The organism is uncultured Limimaricola sp., from assembly GCF_964022235.1.
Classification (GTDB): Bacteria; Pseudomonadota; Alphaproteobacteria; order Rhodobacterales; family Rhodobacteraceae; genus Limimaricola.
In genome coordinates, this window is the sequence record NZ_CAXHZL010000002.1 from 268,606 (window position 1) to 288,349 (window position 19,744).

Annotated in this window: 20 protein-coding genes; 6 read left to right on the forward strand and 14 right to left on the reverse strand. The window is 68.3% G+C overall.

Annotated elements, in window-relative coordinates; genetic code table 11:
- Nucleotides 1-3: 3 nt before the first annotated feature.
- Both AADJ02_RS03765 and AADJ02_RS03770 read right to left on the reverse strand, forming a co-directional pair.
- Entirely contained in the window at nucleotides 4-1,188 is a 1,185-nt protein-coding gene (locus AADJ02_RS03765; protein ID WP_341211650.1) for a biopolymer transporter ExbB, read from the reverse strand.
- Nucleotides 1,189-1,294: 106 nt separating this feature from the next.
- Nucleotides 1,295-1,840, reverse strand: a complete 546-nt coding sequence (locus AADJ02_RS03770; protein WP_341211651.1) for a gamma-glutamylcyclotransferase — start codon at nucleotides 1,838-1,840, stop codon at nucleotides 1,295-1,297.
- A gap of 64 nt (nucleotides 1,841-1,904) precedes the next feature.
- Here AADJ02_RS03770 and AADJ02_RS03775 point away from each other — a divergent pair, with 64 nt between their 5' ends.
- On the forward strand, nucleotides 1,905-2,873 hold the full coding sequence (locus tag AADJ02_RS03775; protein WP_341211652.1) for a DUF2125 domain-containing protein: 969 nt from the start codon (nucleotides 1,905-1,907) through the stop codon (nucleotides 2,871-2,873).
- Here the strand turns inward: AADJ02_RS03775 and AADJ02_RS03780 are convergent.
- The 6 genes from AADJ02_RS03780 to AADJ02_RS03805 form a co-directional block, all read right to left on the reverse strand.
- Nucleotides 2,870-3,829, reverse strand: a complete 960-nt coding sequence (locus tag AADJ02_RS03780) for an extensin family protein (RefSeq protein ID WP_341211653.1) — start codon at nucleotides 3,827-3,829, stop codon at nucleotides 2,870-2,872. The genes AADJ02_RS03775 and AADJ02_RS03780 overlap by 4 nt on opposite strands.
- Entirely contained in the window at nucleotides 3,826-4,773 is a 948-nt protein-coding gene (locus AADJ02_RS03785) for a prephenate/arogenate dehydrogenase family protein (protein ID WP_341211654.1), read from the reverse strand. The genes AADJ02_RS03780 and AADJ02_RS03785 overlap by 4 nt, the downstream gene beginning before the upstream one ends.
- Entirely contained in the window at nucleotides 4,770-5,849 is a 1,080-nt protein-coding gene (gene hisC / locus AADJ02_RS03790) for a histidinol-phosphate transaminase (RefSeq protein ID WP_341211655.1), read from the reverse strand. The genes AADJ02_RS03785 and hisC overlap by 4 nt, the downstream gene beginning before the upstream one ends.
- Nucleotides 5,850-6,065: 216 nt before the next feature.
- The gene (rpsD, locus tag AADJ02_RS03795) at nucleotides 6,066-6,686 is read right to left on the reverse strand and encodes a 30S ribosomal protein S4 (protein ID WP_341211656.1); all 621 of its coding nucleotides are present in this window, start codon (nucleotides 6,684-6,686) and stop codon (nucleotides 6,066-6,068) included.
- 191 nt (nucleotides 6,687-6,877) lie between these two features.
- The gene (locus tag AADJ02_RS03800) at nucleotides 6,878-7,762 is read right to left on the reverse strand and encodes a lipid A-modifier LpxR family protein (protein WP_341211657.1); all 885 of its coding nucleotides are present in this window, start codon (nucleotides 7,760-7,762) and stop codon (nucleotides 6,878-6,880) included.
- A 63-nt stretch (nucleotides 7,763-7,825) separates the two neighbouring features.
- Nucleotides 7,826-8,980, reverse strand: coding sequence for a CaiB/BaiF CoA-transferase family protein (locus AADJ02_RS03805; RefSeq protein WP_341211658.1), 1,155 nt, complete (start codon nucleotides 8,978-8,980; stop codon nucleotides 7,826-7,828).
- Nucleotides 8,981-9,127: 147 nt separating this feature from the next.
- Here AADJ02_RS03805 and AADJ02_RS03810 point away from each other — a divergent pair, with 147 nt between their 5' ends.
- Complete coding sequence (locus AADJ02_RS03810) at nucleotides 9,128-10,306, forward strand: GAF domain-containing sensor histidine kinase (protein ID WP_341211659.1); 1,179 nt, start codon at nucleotides 9,128-9,130, stop codon at nucleotides 10,304-10,306.
- A 241-nt stretch (nucleotides 10,307-10,547) separates the two neighbouring features.
- Complete coding sequence (locus AADJ02_RS03815) at nucleotides 10,548-12,188, forward strand: alpha-glucosidase (RefSeq protein WP_341211660.1); 1,641 nt, start codon at nucleotides 10,548-10,550, stop codon at nucleotides 12,186-12,188.
- A 39-nt stretch (nucleotides 12,189-12,227) separates the two neighbouring features.
- Here the strand turns inward: AADJ02_RS03815 and AADJ02_RS03820 are convergent, their stop codons facing one another.
- Nucleotides 12,228-13,127, reverse strand: a complete 900-nt coding sequence (locus tag AADJ02_RS03820) for a DUF2189 domain-containing protein (protein ID WP_341211661.1) — start codon at nucleotides 13,125-13,127, stop codon at nucleotides 12,228-12,230.
- Nucleotides 13,128-13,347: 220 nt separating this feature from the next.
- On the opposite strand from AADJ02_RS03820, the gene AADJ02_RS03825 reads away from it, so the two are divergent.
- Nucleotides 13,348-13,905, forward strand: coding sequence for a cytochrome P460 family protein (locus AADJ02_RS03825; protein ID WP_341211662.1), 558 nt, complete (start codon nucleotides 13,348-13,350; stop codon nucleotides 13,903-13,905).
- Nucleotides 13,906-14,108: 203 nt separating this feature from the next.
- On the opposite strand, the gene AADJ02_RS03830 is transcribed toward AADJ02_RS03825, so the two are convergent.
- Both AADJ02_RS03830 and hemC read right to left on the reverse strand, forming a co-directional pair.
- Nucleotides 14,109-14,654 (reverse strand): GNAT family N-acetyltransferase, encoded by a 546-nt coding sequence (locus AADJ02_RS03830; RefSeq protein ID WP_341211663.1) that lies wholly within the window; start codon nucleotides 14,652-14,654, stop codon nucleotides 14,109-14,111.
- A 23-nt stretch (nucleotides 14,655-14,677) separates the two neighbouring features.
- Nucleotides 14,678-15,619, reverse strand: coding sequence for a hydroxymethylbilane synthase (gene hemC, locus AADJ02_RS03835; RefSeq protein ID WP_341211664.1), 942 nt, complete (start codon nucleotides 15,617-15,619; stop codon nucleotides 14,678-14,680).
- A gap of 99 nt (nucleotides 15,620-15,718) precedes the next feature.
- Here hemC and hemE point away from each other — a divergent pair, with 99 nt between their 5' ends.
- Nucleotides 15,719-16,771, forward strand: coding sequence for a uroporphyrinogen decarboxylase (gene hemE / locus AADJ02_RS03840; RefSeq protein ID WP_341211665.1), 1,053 nt, complete (start codon nucleotides 15,719-15,721; stop codon nucleotides 16,769-16,771).
- Here hemE and AADJ02_RS03845 read toward each other — a convergent pair.
- Both AADJ02_RS03845 and hemF read right to left on the reverse strand, forming a co-directional pair.
- Nucleotides 16,768-17,445, reverse strand: a complete 678-nt coding sequence (locus AADJ02_RS03845; protein WP_341211666.1) for a DUF2270 domain-containing protein — start codon at nucleotides 17,443-17,445, stop codon at nucleotides 16,768-16,770. The two genes, hemE and AADJ02_RS03845, sit on opposite strands and share 4 nt — an antisense overlap.
- Nucleotides 17,446-17,508: 63 nt before the next feature.
- Nucleotides 17,509-18,402 (reverse strand): oxygen-dependent coproporphyrinogen oxidase, encoded by an 894-nt coding sequence (gene hemF, locus AADJ02_RS03850; protein WP_341211667.1) that lies wholly within the window; start codon nucleotides 18,400-18,402, stop codon nucleotides 17,509-17,511.
- Between the two features lie 100 nt (nucleotides 18,403-18,502).
- Here hemF and AADJ02_RS03855 point away from each other — a divergent pair, with 100 nt between their 5' ends.
- Nucleotides 18,503-18,889: a hypothetical protein gene (locus tag AADJ02_RS03855; RefSeq protein ID WP_341211668.1), complete on the forward strand. Its 387-nt coding sequence runs from the start codon at nucleotides 18,503-18,505 to the stop codon at nucleotides 18,887-18,889.
- Between the two features lie 27 nt (nucleotides 18,890-18,916).
- Here AADJ02_RS03855 and AADJ02_RS03860 read toward each other — a convergent pair whose 3' ends face one another.
- Nucleotides 18,917-19,720, reverse strand: a complete 804-nt coding sequence (locus tag AADJ02_RS03860; protein ID WP_341211669.1) for an SDR family oxidoreductase — start codon at nucleotides 19,718-19,720, stop codon at nucleotides 18,917-18,919.
- Nucleotides 19,721-19,744 lie beyond the last annotated feature (24 nt).

A 19,744-nucleotide genomic window follows, 5' to 3' on the forward strand; every position in this document is an offset into this window, starting at 1 on the left:
GGATCAACGGTCCAGATGGCCGCGCGTGGCGCGCAGGCCGCCGGGGTGGTTGCTCTCGCGCAGCACCCGGCTCAGCCCCGCCAGATCGGTGCGCAGCTCGGCCAGCATCTCCTGCCGCCCGGCGGAGATCTCTTCAAGGATACGCAGAAGCTGCACATCCATGTTGCGCAGCCGCATCCGCGTTTCGCTGTCATTGCCGCCTTCGGCCGCCCGGACCAGCGCCTCGTGCACCCGTTCCTGCCCCTCGGCGATGCGCTCCAGCGCCGCGCGTTCGGCTTCGGGGTCCATGCGCTCGGCAATCCGCGACAGCGTGTCGGTCAGCGTCGCGATCCGCGCCTCGCTCTCGCGCCGTGCCTCGCCGGTGGCGCCGATGGCCGTACTCAGCCCCTCCATTCGGGAGCCCAGATGTTCGACCATCTGTGCCAGAAGCCCGGTGTCGCCGCCCGGGCCGGCATGGTCCTCGCCCGACGCATAGCCGAGCCGGGTGATGGTCGAGAGCCATTCCTCGAGCTCGCGGTAGAACCGGTTCTGACCATGGGTGGCGAACAGCTCCAGAAGCCCGACCACGAGCGACCCCGCGAGGCCCAGAAGCGAGGAGGAGAAGGCCGTGCCCATGCCGCCGAGCTGCGTCTCGAGCCCTTGTTGCAGCCGCCCGAAGATCGCGGTGCCGCTTTCGCCCTCGGCGGGGTTGAGCGAGCGGATGGTCTCGACCAGCGCCGGCACGGTGGTGGCGAGGCCGTAGAAGGTGCCGAGCAGGCCGAGGAAGATCAGCGTGCTGGCGAGGTAGCGGGTGATCTCGCGCTCTTCGTCGATGCGCTGGGCCACCGATTCGAGGATCGAGCGGGCGCTGTCGGGCGAAATGTGCCGCCGCAAACCACGCGAACGCAGGAGCGTGGCCAGCGGCAACAGCAGTCCCGGCGCGGGGCCGATGCCTTGCGGGTGGCGCGCAAAGGTTTCGATCCAGCCGACCGAGCGTATGAGCGCGATCACCTGCCAGAAACAGGCCAGCACACCCAGCACGAAAAAGGCCGAGATGGCGCTGTTGAGCCAGGGGTTCGACAGGAAGATCTCGCGCAGCACGCCCCAGCCCAGCACCAGCCCGGCAGCGACCAGCCCCAGCGCCACCAGCATCGACAGGATCTGCCGGACCGGTTGAGAGAATTGCGGTTTCACCTCTGGCTGCCTCATGCGGGGCCGTGTCCTCGTGGTTGTGGCCTGTGAACCATAGGGACCGCGAAGGCGGGAGGCCAATGGCCTTTCGCGGCGTGGACGCGCGCTGTGGCGGCGCCGCCTCTCAGAGACCCGATTTCAGCGCCCCGACCCGTGCGACCAGCCAGTCGAGATCGGGGTCGTGCACGCCCATCTCGCTCAGATGCGCGGCGGTGTTGAAAAGGTATTCGTCGTTGGGCCCGCGTCCGCCCACCGCCCCCGCAATGCGCCGCGCCTGGGTTTCGAGGTCGAGCGCGACGTATTGCTCGTGGGTGGGGTCTATCACATAGGTCAACGCCTCGACCACGCGCCCATCGGCGAGCGCCAGCGGCTGATGCGTCTCGATATAGGCCGAGGAGACGAGCTCGCGCTCGCGCAGCATGGCGATCACCGCCTCGGCCTCTTCTTCGGGGGCGTGCAGTGCCAGCCCGGTGCAGACCGAGCCCGGCGCTCGGTCGAGCGCCAGCACGAGGCCGGGCGTCTCCGGCGTGCCGCGGTGATGGATCGACGACATGCAAAAGCTGCGGTGCCAGTCGTCGAGGCGGGCCACCACCACCTCGCGCGGCGTGAAGCCCGGATTCCACAGAAGCGATCCGTAGCCGAAAACCCAAAGAGCGGTCTGGTCGGTCATGCTGGCCCTCCTAGCTCGCCCCCTGTAAATACCCGATCCTGAGCGGGCGAAAGGGCCTAAATACATGCGATTCATCCTCATTCTCGTGGCACTTGTCGCACTGGCCTTCGGCGGCTGGTGGATCTGGGGCAGCCGCGCCGTCGACGCGCGGCTCGCGGATCTGACGCAGGAGCTGCGCACGGCGGGTTGGCAGGTCGATTACGCCACCGACGGCACGGGCGGCTTTCCCTACCGCTTCGATCTGGATCTGCGCGATCTATCGCTGGTCTCGCCCAACGGCACCTTTGGCTGGCAGAGCCCGCGTCTCAGGGTGGTGGCGCAGAGCTATCAGCCGAACCGGCTGATCGTGGCAGCGGACGAGACGCACCGCGTTTCTATCCCCGGGCAGGACCTCGACATCACGGTGACCGGCCCGCGCGCCTCGGGCGCAGTCGAGATCGGCGAAACGCTGCCCCTGACCGAGTTCACCACGGAGGCCAGCGATCTGGCGGTCGCCTCGTCGCAAGGTTGGGAGACGCGCATCGCGACGCTGCTGGCGGCACTGCGCGAGGGCGCGTCGGTGAACGGCTATGACGCCTATGCCAAGGCGACCGGGATCGCCGTGCCAGAGGCGTGGCGCGGGGCGTGGGATCCCTCCGGGAACCTGCCCGCCGAAATCACAGCGCTGACCTTTGATGCGGACCTCGGGCTTGACGCTCCGCTGACACTCTCGGGCGCCCCGGCCCGGATCGAGCGCATCGATCTGCGCGATCTGGCGCTCGACTGGGGCCCGGTGCGGGCACAGGGTCGCGGCACGCTGGAGGTTGGCCCCGACGGCGCGCCCGAAGGCGAGGTGGTGCTGGAGATCACCGGCTGGGACACGCTTTTGGATCTCGCGGCGCAGGCGGGCGTGCCACTTGCCGAATCCTCGCTGCTGCGCGGCGCGCTGGGCTCGATGGCCCAAGGCGAGGTGCTCACCGCGCCGATCACCTTCGCGGGCGGGATGATGCGGCTCGGCTTCATCCCGCTCGGACCCGCGCCCTTGTTGCGTTAACGGCAGTAGGGGCTGCGGTTCGAGGCGGTGTCGAAGTGGAAATGGTCCCGGTGCGCCGCGTTGGCATCGGGCCCGAGCACGGTGCCAAAAGGACCGCAGGCAGCCTTGTGCAGATCGCGCAGCGCCGGTCCCGCGCCCCGGCTGTTCCAGTCCGACTGCACCGAGACCTGACGCCCGTCGCGCAGACCCAGCGCGGTGATGTCGATGGCGCGACCAAAGGCGTGCTCGGAGAGCTGCGCGCCCTGCTCGTTGTTGCGCGAGCGGCAGACATAGCTCCCGGCGGTGCGCAGCACGGCAAGGCCGCCACCGGTGGCCGAAAGAGCGGGTTTGGCCGATTGGCCGACCCATCCGGCCAAGGCGCGCGCCGTGTCGCAATTGACCACCGCCACGGGCAGGATCTTCACGCCGTGCACCGCCGTGATGCGAACCGGGGCCTCGATGCCACAGGCGCCAGCCCCCGTCACCGGTGCGATGCGCGCGCCCTCGAGCCCCGGCACGCCGCACAAGGCCCCCGTCGTATCGGCGGGCGGCGGTGTGCGGGCAGCGGGGGCCGAGACAACCTGCGATCTGGCAATCGACGCGGCAACGGCGGCGGGGCGCTCTTCGGGGCGCGACGCGGTAGCGACCGCCTCGGGCGAGGCGCTGGCAATGATGGCGGGGACCGTTTCGGGCTCAGGGTCCGGTACGGAGGCTGAAGCGGCGGTCGAAGAGAGACGCGCGCGGGGCCGCGAGACGGTCGTCGGCTGGCCCGGCGCTGCTGCGACCTGCGCCATGGGTGCGGAGGCCTCTTTGGCGGGAGCCTCTGCCGCGACCTCGGCGGCAGCGGGGGCCTTTGACGTGGCTTCGGCGGCACGCCCGATCGGGCGGCTCGCGGTCTGAGGGGCCAGATCCTGCGCCGAAAGTGTCATCGGCCATGCCACGAGCAACGCGGCCAGCGGCCAGCCTGCCCGGCTCATCCTCGGTGCTCCGTCTTGTCGGTGCGCGACGCGCCACGGCCAAAGTCCGGCGCCGCCGTGTCCTGCCCCGCCTCGATGATGCCGCGGCGGATCGCGCGGGTGCGGGTGAAATAGTCGTGCAGGTGATCGCCGTCGCCGGTGCGGATCGCGCGTTGCAGGGCAAAGAGCTCCTCGGTGAAGCGACCAAGGATTTCAAGCGTCGCTTCCTTGTTGGTCAGGAACACGTCGCGCCACATGGTGGGGTCCGAGGCGGCGATGCGGGTGAAGTCGCGGAAACCGGCGGCGGAATACTTGATGACCTCGCTGTCGGTGACCCGGCGCAGGTCGTCGGCCACGCCGACCATCGTATAGGCGATGAGGTGCGGCGTGTGGCTCGTGACGGCGAGCACGAGGTCGTGGTGCTCGGCATCCATCACGTCGACATGCGCGCCCATCCCCTCCCACAGGGCCGACAGCCGCGCCGTGGCGGCCTCGTCGGTGTCGGGTGTGGCGGGCACGATCAGGCACCAGCGGTTGTCGAAGAGCTCAGCGAAGCCCGAACGCGGCCCCGAATGCTCGGTCCCCGCCAGCGGGTGCGCGGGGATGAAATGCACGCCTTCGGGGATGTGCGGCGCGACCGCCTCGATCACCGCCTTCTTGACCGAGCCCACGTCGGAGACAGTGGCGCCGGGCTTCAGCACCGGGGCGATCTCCTCGGCCACGGCGCCCATCGCGCCCACGGGCACGCAGAGCACCACGAGATCGGCACCTTCCGCCGCCTCGGCGGCGGTTTCGCAGACCCGGTCGACAAGACCGATCTCGGCCGCGATGGCGCGCGTCTCGGACGAGCGGGCGTGGCCCGTGATCTCGCCCGCGAGGCCCGCGCGCCGCATCGCATGCGCCATCGACGAGGCGATGAGACCGAGGCCGATCAGCGCGACGCGGTCGTAGACCGGCGCGCTCATGCCGTGCCCTTGAAGCGGGTGATGGCGTCGATCACGCGCGCGCAGCCCGCCTCGTCGCCCACGGTGATGCGCAAGCCTTCGGGAAAGCCGTAGCCGCCGACGCGCCGCACGAGGATGCCGTCCGCGCGCAGCGCCGCGTCGCAGGCCGCCGCCTCGGCTTCGTCGGCAAAGCGCGCCAGCACGTAGTTGGCGTGGCTTTCGTCGCAGGCGATGCCAAGGCCGAGGAGCTTGTCGCGCAGCCAGTCGCGCAGCCGCGCGTTCTCGGCCCGGCAATGCTCGGTGAAGCCCTCGTCGCGCAGCGCGGCTTCGGCCACGGTGAGCTGTGTGTTGGACAGGTTGAAGGGCTGGCGCACGCGGTTGAGCACGTCGATGATCGCGCGCGGTCCGTAGCCCCAGCCGATCCGCAGACCGCCAAGACCGTGGATCTTGGAGAAGGTGCGGGTCATCACGACGTTCTCACGGCTCTCCACCAGCTTGGCGCCGCCGTCGTAATCTTCGGTGAATTCGACATAGGCACCGTCCAGCACGAGGATCACCTGATCAGGGATGGCCTCGGCCAGACGGGCCACTTCGGCGATCGGGATCATCGTGCCGGTCGGGTTGCCGGGGTTGGTCAGATAGATGATCCGCGTGGCGTCGGTGCAGGCGGCGAGGATCGCGTCGACATCGACCACGCGCTCGCGCTCGGCCACCTCGATCGGTGTCGCGCCTGCGGCGCGGGCGAGGATCGGATACATGGCAAAGCCGTGCTCGGTGTGGATCACCTCGTCACCGGGACCAGCGTAGCACTGGGCGAGGAATTGCAGCACCTCGTCCGAGCCGACGCCGCAGATGATGCGGTCCGCGTCGAGGCCGTGGATCTCGGCGATGGCGTCACGCAGCTCGGCGTGGTCGGTCGAAGGGTAGCGGTGCAGCGTCGCGGCGGAGCGCTCAAGGGCGGCCAGCGCGCGGGTGCTGGTGCCGTAGGGGTTCTCGTTGGACGAGAGCTTCAGCGGGCTCGCATGGCCCTCGAGCCTGCTCTGTCCGCCCACGTAGAGGGCGATGTCCATGATGCCGGGCTGCGGGGTGATGGTCATTGTCTGCGCTCCTCTCGACCGGGTCTGCATAACGGGGGGCGAAGGTGGTTTCCAGCGTCATGCGCGGCCCCCGCCCCCGCCCGTCGGCGGCACGCCGCCGCAGACGCGCGAGGGGCCGTCTTGGGGATACGATCCCCGCAACGCCTTGCCCCGAATGAACAAAGGGCCGCGCGGTGTCCCGCGCGGCCCCAGCCGTCCCTCGATCCGTTGTCCGGATCAGTTCTTGGCGTAGAATTCGACGACGAGGTTGGGCTCCATCATCACCGGGTAGGGCACGTCGCCCAGCGCCGGGGTGCGCACGAAGGTCGCGGTCAGCTTGGAGTGGTCCACCTCGAGGTAGTCCGGCACGTCGCGCTCGGGAAGCTGGATGGCCTCCAGGATCACGGCGAGCTGCTTGGACTTGTCGCGGACGGCGATGACGTCGCCTTCCTTGACGCGGTAGGAGGGGATGTTCACGCGCTTGCCGTTCACGGTCACGTGGCCGTGGTTCACGAACTGGCGGGCGGCGAAGACGGTCGGCACGAACTTGGCGCGGTAGACCACGGCGTCGAGGCGACGCTCGAGCAGGCCCACGAGGTTCTCACCGGTGTCGCCCTTGACGCGCTCGGCTTCGCCGTAGATGCGGCGGAACTGCTTCTCGGTCAGGTCGCCGTAGTAGCCCTTGAGCTTCTGCTTGGCGCGCAGCTGGATGCCGAAGTCCGACAGCTTCTGCTTGCGGCGCTGACCGTGCTGGCCGGGGCCGTATTCGCGGCGGTTCACCGGGGACTTCGGACGGCCCCAGATGTTCTCGCCCATGCGACGGTCGAGCTTGTACTTGGCAGAGGTGCGTTTGGTCACTCTCTGATCTCCTTCTATCGGCCCTTTGGGGGCCATGGTTCGAAGGGCGTTGTCCTCTGGGACGACCTTGCAGCCGCCTCCCGACAGGGATCCCCTTGCGGGGTCCGCCAACACCAATGAAAACCCCGGGACGCGAGGACCCGGGACGGGCGGCTTATACAGCGAGGCCCCGCGGAGTCAACCGCCCCGCCCTAGTAGCCGAATTCGAGTTTGAGCGAGCCCAGAACCTGCGCCTCGTGCTGGCCCTCGAACTCCTCGGACAACCATGTCAGCCCGTAGAACAGCCGCACCTGCGGCCCCGGCTGCCAGTGCAGACCGATCCGGGCGCGGCGGCGATCCTGCGCCTCGCGATCGGGCAGGAACACGCTGTCGCCCACCCATGCCGCGTCGGCCCCGGCGACGAGCGCGAGGCCGGTCGTCTCGGCCTCGATGCCGCGGTAGGGCTGGCCCGTCACCGGATCGCGCAGCCACAGGTCGCCATGCCCGATGTTGCCCCAGATCGCATCGACGCCGACGCGCGTGATCTCCTCGGAGCCGGATTCACCGGCCAGAAAGGGGCGCAGCGTCAGGCCGGGGGTCATGTGCATGGGCAGGACCAACTCGCTTTGCGCATGCAGATGCAGCGCGTCGCCAAGCTGCCGGTCGATGCCACGCGGCAGATCGAAGCCGAGGATCTCGTGAGCGCGCTCCTGAAACGCCGCCACGCCGGTCGAGCGGCCGATGGCGATGATCTCGCCGCCAAAGCTGCCCTCTATCGGCCCGAACGACTGGTGCCCGAAGAGACCGAACGCCAACAGCCCCGCATAGGGCCGGTCGTCGCGCCCATCGCGAGTGCGGGCGGGGGCGATCACCTCCGTGCGAAACCGCAGTTCGGCAAGTGCGCCGGGCGCGGGCGGCGGCGCGCCGTCCCAGCCCTGCCCGCGCAGCATCGACAGCGCGAAGGAACCCGAGCGCCAGCGGTCGTGACCGTCGCCCGCATAGTCGTTGGAGAAGATCCGCCCCCAACCGAGCGTATCGGCCGAGGCCAAAACCGGACCGGCGAACCCGAAGGCCAGAGCAAGGACGAGCGCGCGCATATCGGTCTCCGCTGGGGTGCCTCCGGTCTAGCCGCCCTCCTGCCCCGCGCGCCAGACCCGGCCCTAAGTGGTGCCTTGGGGCGTGTCCTTCGCGTCATGCTCGCCAAGGGTGGGCGCGCGGCGATCCAAGGTAAGCGGGCTTTCGGAGAACCGCATCGGGCTGCGCAGGCCCGGCACGCCCTGCGCATCGATCCGAAGGCCGCGCGCGATGACCTGCGGGTCGGCAAAGACCTGATCGACGCGGTTGATCGGCCCGGCGGGCACGGTCGCGGCCTCGAGCGCGGCCAGCACCGCGTCGCGGCCCCATGCGGCAAAGGCCGTGCCCAGCGCCCCGGTGAGCGCCGCGCGATTCTCCACGCGCGCGCCGTTCGAGGCAAAGCGCGGATCGCTCGCCAGCTCGTTGAGGCCCAGCACCCCGCAGGCCCGGCGGAACTGCCCGTCGTTGCCGACCGCGAGGATCAGGTCGCCATCCGAGGCCGAGAACACCTGATAGGGCGCGATGTTGGGATGCGCGTTGCCCAGACGGCGCGGCGCGTCGCCGGTGGCGAAGAAGTTCATCGCCTGATTGGCCAGCACGCCGGTCGCGCAATCCATCAAGGCCATGTCGATGTGCTGACCCCGCCCGGTCGTCTCGCGCGCCGCAAGGGCCGCCTGTATCGCGATGACGGAGTAGAGCCCGGTGAAGATGTCGGTGAAGGCGACGCCGATCTTTTGCGGCTCACCGTCCGGCGCGCCGGTCAGATCCATGATCCCCGACATGCCTTGAATGAGAAAGTCGTAGCCCGCGCGGTTCGCATAGGGCCCGTCCTGCCCGAAGCCGGTGATCGAGCAATAGACCAGCGCCGGATTCGCGGCGCGGAGGCTGTCGTAGTCGAGGCCGTATTTTGCCAGACCCCCGACCTTGAAGTTCTCGATCACGACGTCGGCGCCCTCGATCAGCGACCGGACGAGGGCCACCCCCTCGGGCGTGCGAAAATCGGCGGTGACGCTCTTCTTGCCACGGTTGCACCCATGGAAATAGGCCGCCGAGCGGTCGCCCTCCACCTCGATCCAGGGCGGGCCCCAGCGGCGCGTGTCGTCGCCCTCGGGGGCCTCGACCTTGATCACCTCGGCGCCGAGATCGGCCAGCACCTGCCCCGCCCAAGGCCCGGCGAGAATGCGCGCCAGCTCGATCACCCTGAGCCCGGCCAATGGTGCCTGTCCTGCCTCTTCCCGCATCATATTCCTCCCCGGCTCCCTGCGCGGGCGACGCTAGCCGGGTCATGCGATCTCAGCAATCGGATGGGTGCGCTTTCGGCTCGGTCGCAGCCGTTGCGCCCATGCAACCGAACGGGCATGTTCCCCTTGAGTTCATCTGGTGACGTCATGCCTCTCGAAGATCCGTATCAACGTGACGTCGACCTTGTCGGTACCCTGTCGCAAGTGCCGTTGATCCTCGACATCTGCGCGCGCACCACCGGCATGGGTTTTGTCGCGGTGGCGCGGGTGACGCAGGACCGCTGGATCACCTGCGCGGCCCGCGATGAGGTGAACTTCGGGCTGAAGCCCGGTGACGAGCTGTCGGTGGGCACCACGATCTGCCGCGAAGTGCGCGATTGCGGCCAGCCCACCGTCTTCAACGACGCGCAGTCCGATCCGATGTTCGTCGACCATCCCACGCCTAAGCTCTATGGCTTTCGCAGCTACATCTCGGTGCCGATCCTGCGCGGCGACGGCAGCCTGTTCGGCACGCTGTGCGCCATCGACCCCGAACCGCGCCGGGTCGAGACGCCAGAGACGCTCGGCATGTTCCAGCTCTTTGCCGAGCTGATCGGTCTGGCCTGCGACAAGGCCGAGGAGCAGGAGCGCGACCGCCGCGCGCTTGCCGCCGAGCGCGAGACGGCGGCGCTGCGCGAGCAGTTCATCGCCGTGGTGGGCCACGACCTACGCAACCCGGTCGCGGCGGTCGATGCCGGACTGCGCAGGCTGGCGCGCGATGCGACCGAGCCCGCGCAGTCCGGAATGATCCGGCAGATGCAGGAGGCGACGCGGCGGATGGATGGCATCATCGCCAACCTCCTCGATTTCGCGCGGGGCCGGTTGGGCAAGGGCATCCCGATCAGGCCCGCGCATATCGGCGACGCCGAGGCGCTGTTGTCGCAGGTCATCGACGAGATCGCTGTGGTCTCGGACCGCTCGATTCTGCGGCGGATCGACATTCCCTGCGAAATCCTCGCCGACCGGGCGCGTCTTGGTCAGATGCTGTCGAACCTTCTGGCCAACGCCGCGGCCTACGGGCGCGAAGGCACCGAGATCGAAGTGACGGCGCGGATCGAGGCGGCAGAGCTGGTGATCGAGGTCGCCAATCAGGGCGATCCGATCCCGGCGCAGCTGCAACTCGAGCTTTTTCGCCCCTTCACCCGCCGCGAGGCCTCCGGCCAGCCCCGCGACGGGCTTGGTCTCGGGCTCTATATCGCCTTCGAGATCGCCCGCGCCCATGGCGGCACGCTCGATCTGACCTCGACCATCGACCGCACCGTCTTTATCGCCCGGCTGCCGGTCTGAGTACCGCCGCCCGAGAGGTGGCGGCGTTTCACGTGGATCGTCTGCTTCCGGCATTCCGAAGCGCCACGCCCGTTTGCATCCCTCGGGGCGCCTGACTTGCCCGGATCGGGAAGGGGCAAAGGCCCAGCGCAATGGCGCGGAGGCGCTCCAAAGCGCTTCGGCAAGCGCTTGCGTCCCGGCCTTGCCGGGGTGAGACTATGCCCAACCGACCCCAGACAGGCCCGCGGCCCAAGGATTGCGCATGAGCGAAACCTCCCCCTGGTGGCACGCCGCCACCGCCTACCAGATCTATCCGCGCAGCTTTTGCGACAGTGACGGCGACGGCATCGGCGACATTCCGGGCATCATCTCGAAGCTCGGCCATCTCGCCGATCTCGGGATCGGCTTCGTCTGGCTGTCGCCGGTCTATCGCAGCCCGATGGCCGATAATGGCTATGACATCTCGGACTACCGCGACATCGCGCCCGAGTTCGGCACGCTGGCGGACATGGACCGGCTCATCGCCGAGGCGAAGCAGCGCGGCATCGGCATCGTCATGGATCTCGTGGTGAACCACTCCTCGGACGAGCACGCGTGGTTCCAAGAGGCGCGCAAGAGCCGCGACAACCCCTACCGCGACTATTACGTCTGGCGCGACCCGGCCCCGGACGGTGGCGCACCCAACGATCTTCAGTCGAATTTCGGCGGGCCCGCATGGAGCTATGACGAGCATTCGGGCCAGTATTACCTCCACCTGTTCGACCGCAAGCAGCCCGATCTGAACTGGCAGAACCCCGAGCTGCGTCATGCCATTTACGAGATGATGAACTGGTGGCTCGACCGGGGCGTGGCCGGGTTCCGGATGGATGTGATCGATCTGATCGGCAAGGACCCCGACGCCGGCATCACCGCCGACGGGCCGGACCTGCATCCGTTCCTGCGCGAAATGCATGACGCCACCCTCAAGGGCCGCGACGTGGTGACGGTGGGCGAGGCGTGGAGTGCGACCATAGAGGGCGCTTTGCTCTACTCGGGCCGCACCACGAACGAGCTGTCGATGGTGTTCCAGTTCGCGCATATCGTGCAAGGGTGGGACGAGGTGCATGGCAAGTGGAAGCCAAAGCCCTTCGATCTCGTGGCGTTCAAGCGGGTGATGACCAAGTGGCAGGTGGCGCTGGCCGACGACGGCTGGAACTCGCTGTTCTGGAGCAATCACGACCTGCCGCGCGCGGTGTCGAAATACGGCGACACGGGGCGTTTCCGCATCGCGTCGGCCAAGATGCTCGCCACGGTGCTGCACATGATGAAGGGCACGCCTTACATCTATCAAGGCGAGGAGATCGGCATGACCAACGTCTCCTTTACCGACATCAGCCAGTTTCGCGACATCGAGACGCTGAACTTTCACCGGATCCAGACCGCCGCCGGGGTGACGCCGGGCGATTTCCTCGCCGGGGCCAACTCTAACGGCCGCGACAACGCGCGCACGCCGATGCAATGGGACGCGGGTGATCAGGCGGGCTTCACCACTGGCGAGCCGTGGATCGAGGTGAACCCCAATCACGCCACGATCAACGTCGCCGCCGATCGGGCGAACCCGGACGGAATCTTTGCGCATTACCGCGAGCTGGCCGATCTGCGCCGCGAGTTGGCGGTGATGCGCGAGGGTGATTTCACGCCCTACCTCGAAGACCACCCGAAGGTCATCGCCTATGCGCGCCGCCATGCGGGGGCGCGGATCTCAGTGCTGGCCAATTTCACCGGCGAAACGGTGCCGGTCGAGGTGCCCGAGGGCCTCGCGATCACGGGGCGGAGCCTCAGCGCCAACTACGCGGATCGCGGAGCGCTGACCGGCACGGTCGAGTTGCGCCCCTATGAGGCGGTGGCGATCCTCGGGGCGTGAGCGACGGCGCGGGCAATCGCCCGCGCCTTGCGTCATGCGCTATACGTCCGCGGGATCGACCGCAGGATCGACCGCGCGGCGATAGAGATGCCATGTCGCGTGACCCAGGATCGGCAGCACGAAGATCAGCCCGACCATCAGCGTCGCCATGCCGAGACCGAGCCCCACCACGACGATCGCGCCCCAGATCGCCACGGTGCGCGGGTTCTCGCGCGCCAGCTGCGCCGAGGCCTTGACCGCGCGGCGCACGCCGACGTGCCGATCGAGCAGGAGCGGGAACGAAATCAGGCCGATCACCAGCACCGCCGAGGCCAACACGAAGCCGATGCCCGTGCCGATGATCGACATCGCCCAGCCCGGGCCGGTGGTCAGCGTGTCGCTGAAGAAGGCACCCATCGAGACCGGCGGCTCCGGCCCCAAGGTGACCGCGTAGAGGATCCAGGCCGCCAGCATCCAGACTACGAAGATGGCCAGAAACACGAGGCCCAGCGTCAGGATCGCGATGGCCGATGGCGATTCCGCCACCTTGAAGGCCGCGCCCCAGTTCGGATGCCCGCCCGCCTCGCGGCGGCGGCTCATCTCGTAGAGGCCGACGGCGGCAACCGGTCCCAAGAGAGCGAAACCGGTGATCAACGGCACCAGAAGCGGCAACAGGTTCGCGTTCATGGCAAAGCGGATCAGCACCAGCCCGGCCAGTGGATAGACCACGCACAGGAAGATCACGTCGGATCGGAACGCCTTGAAATCTTCGTATCCCGCGCGCAGCGCCGCCTTGAGGTCCGCGGTGTCGATGCGTCGTAGCCGGATCGGTGCGGTGTCGCGACCGATGGTCTCGCGCGCGCCCTCGCCCAAGTGATGCGAACCTGCCCCCAGAATATGCCCCGCCCAGCTGAGCGGGTTGCCGATGGTCTTGTCGATATGTCCGTCGGTCTTTGCCATGATGCCGTCCTCCCTGATCGCCAAGGGACGGCCCCGCCCGGATCGGATGCGCCGCGGCGGGGTCATCCGGATAGGGCGATGCTAGCACGGTTTTACCGTCATGGCTCTCACCCACGCGTGTCCAAAGGTTACAACACGTCGAGCAGTCGTGACTCGAAGTGACCACCGCCCCGGCCACGGACGCGTAGGCTGATCTCATTCGGTAATGAGGGAGGTAACGATGAAAACGACGTTCAAGATGGCGGCGGTGCTGGGTCTGGGCCTTGCCGGCGCGGCGGTGGCGCAGGATGCGGCGATGTTCGGCGGCGACGAGGATCAGGCCTACGCCGCGCAGGTCTGGCAGGCGATGGTGGACCAGAACCTCGCCGGTGAGGGTGCGATCATGTCCTTCCCCTATCCTGGCACCGACCCGCACGGGATGATGCTCGAGACCTTCTATTCCCGCGCGACCATCGACGGACACGACGGCGCGCTGGTGGTCAAGCGCAACTACGGCCCCGAGGGTGTCTCGGTCGACGAGGTGCTGGGGGCCCCCGCGGAACATCTGGGCGCGGTGACGGTGATGTACCGGCGCGAGGCGGGGTATGACGACGAGACCGGCAACTGGTTCTATGCCAAATACCTGCCGGACGGCACGCTCGACATGACCCCCGATGGCATGGCGCTGGCGGGTCTGGTGGGCAAGAACGCCGAGGCTGGCTGCATTGCGTGCCACCAGAACGCGGGCGACAACTACCTCTTTACCACCGAGGCCGAACTGGAGCCGATGATGGAGTGACTTCCGGGGGGCCGGGGAGATCGCGACGCGTGGCCCATATGGGCCGTATTGCAGCGGCAGAATGACCGGCCCGTCTGATCGGGCCGCAAGGCCCCCCTGCCCCCCGCAGATCACAGCGGGGGCGTCCCGCGCCCCCGAGCTCGGCCTGTCGACGCAAAGGGCGAGCTATCTCGTGCGAGGGGCTTGGGCCTATGACCCAACGGTCACCTCTCCGCGCGCGCCTCTGCCCGGCGCGGAGTCTCCCGCAGTCGCCCCATGACATGCGAATCGATCAGCAAACCCGCGCGCAATACGTCGCCCCGCTTGGTCCCCTCCACCTCGAAACCATGCCGTTCGTAGAGGCGGATCGCGGTGAGGTTGTCGGCGTTCACCTCGAGTTCGAGGCGCTGTAGGCCCAGCCAGTTGTCGGCGAGGTCGAGAAGCGCGCCGAGGATCGCGGTGCTGTAGCCCCGGCCGACATGATCGTCATGGACGATGAGCAGCACCTCCCCCACATGCGCGCGGCGCCGCCCGCATCGCATCAGCCCGCCGTGAGCGACGATCATGGAGTCATGTCCCTCCCGCTCGATGACCCCGACGAGAAAATGGTCGCCCGAGTCGGCCGAGAGGCGACGCTCGATCCGGCTTTGAGGATCATGAGGCAGCCTCAGCGTGCCGTGTCGCACGCCCGGCAGGTTCGCCATCGCGGTGAGGGCCTCGGCATCGGAGGGTTCGGCCCCACGAATGCGGAGGGTGGGAGCGTTGGTCATGCCAGTGGCCATCCGGTCACGTGTTACTCCGCGAAGAAGCCCGGCCCGGCCCGGCCCAGAAGCCGCTTGCCCATCTCGTGGCCCAGCGCCGCGCCGTCGGCAATGACGCAGTCGCCTGCGTCTTCAAGCACCTCCGAGCCATCGGGGCGCAGGATTTCGCCGCGCAAGCGCAGCCTGCCGTCCGACAGCTCCGCGAGCCCCGCGATCGGCGTCTGGCACGAGCCGTCGAGGGCGGCGAGAAAGGCGCGCTCGGCGGCGAGGCGCTGCGCCGTCTCCTCGTGGTGGATCGGCTCCAGAAGCGCTGCCACGCGGCTGTCCGCGCCGCGCCGTTCGATGCCGATGGCGCCTTGGGCGATGGCGGGCAGCATCTCGTCGGTGCCGATGGCGCGAGCGGGCACCTCGTCCATCTTGAGCCGGTTCAGACCGGCCATGGCCAGAAACGTCGCCTCGGCCACGCGATCCTCGAGTTTCTTCAGCCGCGTCTGCACGTTGCCGCGAAACTCCACGACGTTCAGATCGGGACGCCGTGCGAGGATCTGCGCCTTGCGCCGCAGGCTCGAGGTGCCGACCGTCGCCCCTTGGGCCAGATCCGGGATCGCGGTGTGGCTCAGGCTCACGAAGGCGTCGCGGGGATCCTCGCGGGTCAGGTAGCCGTCGAGCACCAGCCCGCCGGGCTGCGCGACCGGCATGTCCTTCATCGAATGCACCGCGATGTCGATGCCGCCGTCGAGAAGCGCGTCCTCGATCTCCTTGGTGAACAGCCCCTTGCCGCCGATCTGGCTCAGGGGGCGGTCGATCACGCGGTCACCGGTGGTGCGGATGATCACCACCTCGAAGGCCTCGAACGGCAGGTCCCAGGCGTGGGCCAACAGGCCGCGCGTCTCGTTGGCCTGCGCCAGCGCCAGCGGCGAGCCGCGGGTGCCGATGCGCAGGGGCTTGGCGGGGGAGGGAAGATCGCGGGTCATGCGCCAATCTCTACGCGCGGGCCGGGCGCACGGCAACCGCGACCGCCCGTCGCGCCCCGTCCGGCTTGACTTTGCCCCCCCGCGGCGGGACGAGGTGACATGACCCATGCCCCCACCCCCCCGTCGAAGCTCATGCTGCGCGCCCTTGCGGGCGAAACCCTGCCCGTGCCGCCGATCTGGATGATGCGGCAAGCGGGGCGCTATCTGCCGGAGTATCGCGCAACGCGCGCGAAGGCCGGAGACTTCCTGTCGCTGTGCTACAACCCCGAGCTGGCCGCCGAGGTGACGCTGCAGCCGATCCGCCGTTATGGCTTCGATGCTTCGATTCTCTTCGCCGATATCCTTCTGGTGCCGCAGGCGCTGGGCCTCGATCTGTGGTTCGTTACCGGCGAAGGCCCGCGGCTTTCGCCGATCATGGAAAAGGGCGGCGTCGCGGCGTTGAAACCGGCGGATGCGATCCACGAGCACCTCGCCCCGGTCTACGAGACGGTGAAGATCCTCGCGCGCGAACTGCCTTCCGAGACGACGCTGATCGGCTTTGCCGGATCGCCCTGGACCGTGGCCACCTACATGATCGCCGGGCGCGGCACGCCGGATCAGGGCCCGGCGCATGCGCTCAAGGACGAGAACCGGCCCGAGTTCGAGGCGGTGATCGACCGGATCACCGAGGCCACGATCGAGTATCTCTCGGCGCAGGTCGCGGCGGGTGCCGAGGTGGTCAAGCTGTTCGACAGCTGGGCCGGTTCGCTCAAGGGCGACGATCTCGACCGCTATTCCATCGCGCCGATGGCCCGGATCACTTCCGAGCTGAAGGCGCGGCACCCGGGCCTGCCGGTCATCGCCTTCCCGCGCGGCGCAGGCGCGCGTTTCGTCGATGCCGCGCGCGCCATCGGCGCCGATTGCATCGCGCTCGACGATGGGGTCAGCCCGGAATGGGCGGCCGAGCACGTGCAACCCATCGCCTGCGTGCAGGGCAACCTCGCCAGCCGCCACATGGTCACCGGCGGTCAGGATCTCATCGACGAGACCCGGCGCATCCGCGATGCCTTCTCGAAGGGGCCGCATGTGTTCAACCTCGGCCACGGCATCACGCCGGACGCCGACCCCGAGAACGTGGCGCTGATGATCGAGACGCTGCGCGAGACGCGTTAACCCATGCCGGTCGGGCGCTGGGTCGAGCCCCAGCGCCGCCGGTCGTGGTGCCAGCTTTGCAGGGCCCAACCGGTCCATGCAAAGACGTAGAATGCCCCCGCCACCAGCACGATCAGCCCCGGCACCGGGCCGATGTCGGCACGGTCCACGAACATCTCGAAATTCTCGACCGGCGTTGGATGCACGATCAGCTTGCCGATATAGGCGGCAGCCTGGATGATCAGGATCCACAGGTAATTGCGGCGGATGCGACGGCCCACCGAGACCCGGAACGACACGTGGTAGCGCGGCACCCAGTAATCCTCGGCCAGTTCCCTCTGCCAGCCCTCGCCCAGCCGCAGATCGCCATCCTGCAAGAGCGGCGCGTAGAAATGCGTCTCCATCCAGCGACAGCGCGCGCGCCAGACGTTGAAGTAGCGGTAGCGCCGCGCCTCCAGCATCAGGAAGAACAGGATCAGGATGCCGACCAGCACCAGCGGCAGAGGCGAGGCCTCGCGCGAGGCAAACGCGATCGACAGCGCGATCCCGAGCGTCACCACCGCCCAGTTGGTCGTGGTGTCGAGCCGGGTGCGCCAGATCGTCGAGCGGTAGACCTCGCCGCGCCAAAGATGCGCCAGCGCCCCGATCTCGGCTGCGGTCAGCTCGCGCCGTGCGTCGGTCTCGTCTCTTACCATGGCGCGATCCTCCCCGCCCCCATCTGACACGGGCGCGGGCGAGCGGTCAAAGCCCTTGGAAGATCACACCCATTTCGCCAGCGGCGGCAAGCTCATCAGCACCGCGTCCGGGTCGTGTCCGGTGGCAAGGCCGAACTTGGTGCCGCGGTCGTAGACGAGGTTGTATTCGGCATAGAGGCCGCGGTGGCGCAGCTGCGCGTCCTTGTCGGCCTCGTTCCACGGCATGGCGCGGCGCGCCTCGGCCAGTGGCAGCCATGCGGGCAGAAAGGCGCGGCCAATGTCTTGGGTCAGCGCGAAATCCTCGCGCCAGTCACCGGTGCAGCGATCATCCATGAAGACGCCGCCGACGCCGCGCGCGCGCTTGCGGTGCGGGATATAGAAATACTCGTCCGCCCAGGCCTTGAGGCGAGGGTAGAGATCGGCCCCGTGCGGGTCGAGATGGGCCTTCAGCGTGTCGTGAAAATGCGCGGTGTCCTCGGCGTATTCGATGCAGGGGTTGAGGTCGGCGCCACCGCCGAACCACCACGCGCCGGGCGTCCAGAACATCCGCGTGTTCATGTGCACGGCGGGAGCATGCGGGTTTTGCATATGCGCCACGAGGCTGATGCCGCTGGCCCAGAACCGCGGGTCCTCCGCGATGCCCGGCACGCCGCGCGCGGCCATCGAGGCCTGCGCCGCCTGCCCCAGCGTGCCGTAGACGGTCGAGATGTTGACGCCGACCTTCTCGAACACCCGGCCTCCGCGCAGCACGCACATGCGCCCACCGCCCGCGTCCTCGCCCTCGTCACCGGTGCGTTTGGTCGGCGTCACCTCGAAGCGGCCCGGCGCCTGTTCGGACAGAGGGCCCTCCGAATGGTTCTGCTCCAGCGCCTCGAAGGCGGCGAAGATCTCGCCTTGCAGCGCGGCGAACCAGTCCGACGCCTGTTCTTTCTCGGATGTCATGGCCTGCGACGTCATGCCTGCCCCCTGCTATTGAATATCCGGAGCGTCTAGCATTCTCTCCAGCGACCCGCCATGCGACCCGCTGGCCCCCGACCGAATCGACCGGAGATCTACGATGCGTACCGCCCTGTTTCTGTTGCTGCCCCTGACCCTCGCTGCCTGCGCCACCCCGCGCGAGAGCTGTCTGTCCTCGGTCGGTCGCCAAGGTCGGGTGATCGATGCGCTGATCTCGCAGACCCGTGGCAACGTCATGCGCGGCTATGCGATCGAAGAGCGCGAAGAACTGCGCACCCGCCGCGAGCTGTGCGAGTTCCGGCGCAACGATGGCTCGATCGGTCGCCGCTTTTGCGACAAGACCACCGCCGAGGATGTGCGCGTGCCGGTGACCATCGACATCGAGGCCGAGAAGGTGAAGCTCGACCAGCTTCTGGCGCGGCGCGAGGCGTTGACCCGTGCCGAAAGCGCGGCAAAGGCGCAATGCGTGGCGCGCTACCCCCAGTAAGCCCTTTGGGGGCGGCGCGGCTCGACCCTAGTGCGCGGCGACGTGGCTGGGGTCGATCAGGCTGCGCCCGCCGTCCACGGTGATCACCTGGCCCGTGACAAAGGCCGAGGCGTCCGAGGCGAGATACTGCACCGCGTCCGACACCTCGCTGGCGCTTGCGATGCGGCCCAGCGGGGTGCATTGCAGGATCGCCTCGCGGATCTCGTCATGATCGGACAACGACTGCTTGAGCGAGGCGCTCATCACCGAGCCGAAGGCCACGGCATTGACGCGGATGCGCTTGGGCGCCAAGGCCACGGCCATCGAGCGGGTCATCTGGTCCAGTGCGGCACAGCTCACCGAATAGGCCAGCAGCTGCGGATGGGTGAGGCGCGCCGCAATTGAGCTGAGGTTGATGATCGAGCCCAGCGGCGCTTCGCTTTCGGGGTCGGCCTGCTTGATCATGCGCCGCGCCGTCGCCTGGCTCAGCCGGAGTGCAGACATCAGGTTCTGATCGAGAAGCCGCTCGACCGAATCGTCCTCCGCGTCGAAGGGGTCCGAGATTCGCACCTGCCGCGCCGCGTTGACAAGGATGTCGATGCGGTCGAAGGCGTCGATGGTGAACGACAGCAGGTTGGTGATGGTCAGACGCTCGCGCAGGTCGCCCGCGAAGTGACGCACCGGGCCATCGGCCTCGCGCAACACGCTCGTTTCGCGCTCGAGCGCGGCCTCGTCGCGGTCGACGAATACGACGTTGGCGCCCGCCTCGACCATGGCGCGCGCGATGGCGAGGCCGACGCCATGCGCCGCCCCTGTCACGATCGCGGTCTTGCCGGCGATGGAAAAGCTCATGACGGTCTCCGGGGAAAGGAACGT

Coding starts and splice junctions, on each gene's coding strand:
- AADJ02_RS03765 (WP_341211650.1), bottom strand. CDS start 1,188: ATGAGGCAGCCAGAGGTGAAACCGCAATTCTCTCAACCGGTCCGGCAG.
- AADJ02_RS03770 (WP_341211651.1), bottom strand. CDS start 1,840: ATGACCGACCAGACCGCTCTTTGGGTTTTCGGCTACGGATCGCTTCTG.
- AADJ02_RS03775 (WP_341211652.1), top strand. CDS start 1,905: ATGCGATTCATCCTCATTCTCGTGGCACTTGTCGCACTGGCCTTCGGC.
- AADJ02_RS03780 (WP_341211653.1), bottom strand. CDS start 3,829: ATGAGCCGGGCAGGCTGGCCGCTGGCCGCGTTGCTCGTGGCATGGCCG.
- AADJ02_RS03785 (WP_341211654.1), bottom strand. CDS start 4,773: ATGAGCGCGCCGGTCTACGACCGCGTCGCGCTGATCGGCCTCGGTCTC.
- hisC (WP_341211655.1), bottom strand. CDS start 5,849: ATGACCATCACCCCGCAGCCCGGCATCATGGACATCGCCCTCTACGTG.
- AADJ02_RS03800 (WP_341211657.1), bottom strand. CDS start 7,762: ATGCGCGCGCTCGTCCTTGCTCTGGCCTTCGGGTTCGCCGGTCCGGTT.
- AADJ02_RS03805 (WP_341211658.1), bottom strand. CDS start 8,980: ATGCGGGAAGAGGCAGGACAGGCACCATTGGCCGGGCTCAGGGTGATC.
- AADJ02_RS03810 (WP_341211659.1), top strand. CDS start 9,128: ATGCCTCTCGAAGATCCGTATCAACGTGACGTCGACCTTGTCGGTACC.
- AADJ02_RS03815 (WP_341211660.1), top strand. CDS start 10,548: ATGAGCGAAACCTCCCCCTGGTGGCACGCCGCCACCGCCTACCAGATC.
- AADJ02_RS03820 (WP_341211661.1), bottom strand. CDS start 13,127: ATGGCAAAGACCGACGGACATATCGACAAGACCATCGGCAACCCGCTC.
- AADJ02_RS03825 (WP_341211662.1), top strand. CDS start 13,348: ATGAAAACGACGTTCAAGATGGCGGCGGTGCTGGGTCTGGGCCTTGCC.
- AADJ02_RS03830 (WP_341211663.1), bottom strand. CDS start 14,654: ATGACCAACGCTCCCACCCTCCGCATTCGTGGGGCCGAACCCTCCGAT.
- hemC (WP_341211664.1), bottom strand. CDS start 15,619: ATGACCCGCGATCTTCCCTCCCCCGCCAAGCCCCTGCGCATCGGCACC.
- hemE (WP_341211665.1), top strand. CDS start 15,719: ATGACCCATGCCCCCACCCCCCCGTCGAAGCTCATGCTGCGCGCCCTT.
- AADJ02_RS03845 (WP_341211666.1), bottom strand. CDS start 17,445: ATGGTAAGAGACGAGACCGACGCACGGCGCGAGCTGACCGCAGCCGAG.
- hemF (WP_341211667.1), bottom strand. CDS start 18,402: ATGACGTCGCAGGCCATGACATCCGAGAAAGAACAGGCGTCGGACTGG.
- AADJ02_RS03855 (WP_341211668.1), top strand. CDS start 18,503: ATGCGTACCGCCCTGTTTCTGTTGCTGCCCCTGACCCTCGCTGCCTGC.
- AADJ02_RS03860 (WP_341211669.1), bottom strand. CDS start 19,720: ATGAGCTTTTCCATCGCCGGCAAGACCGCGATCGTGACAGGGGCGGCG.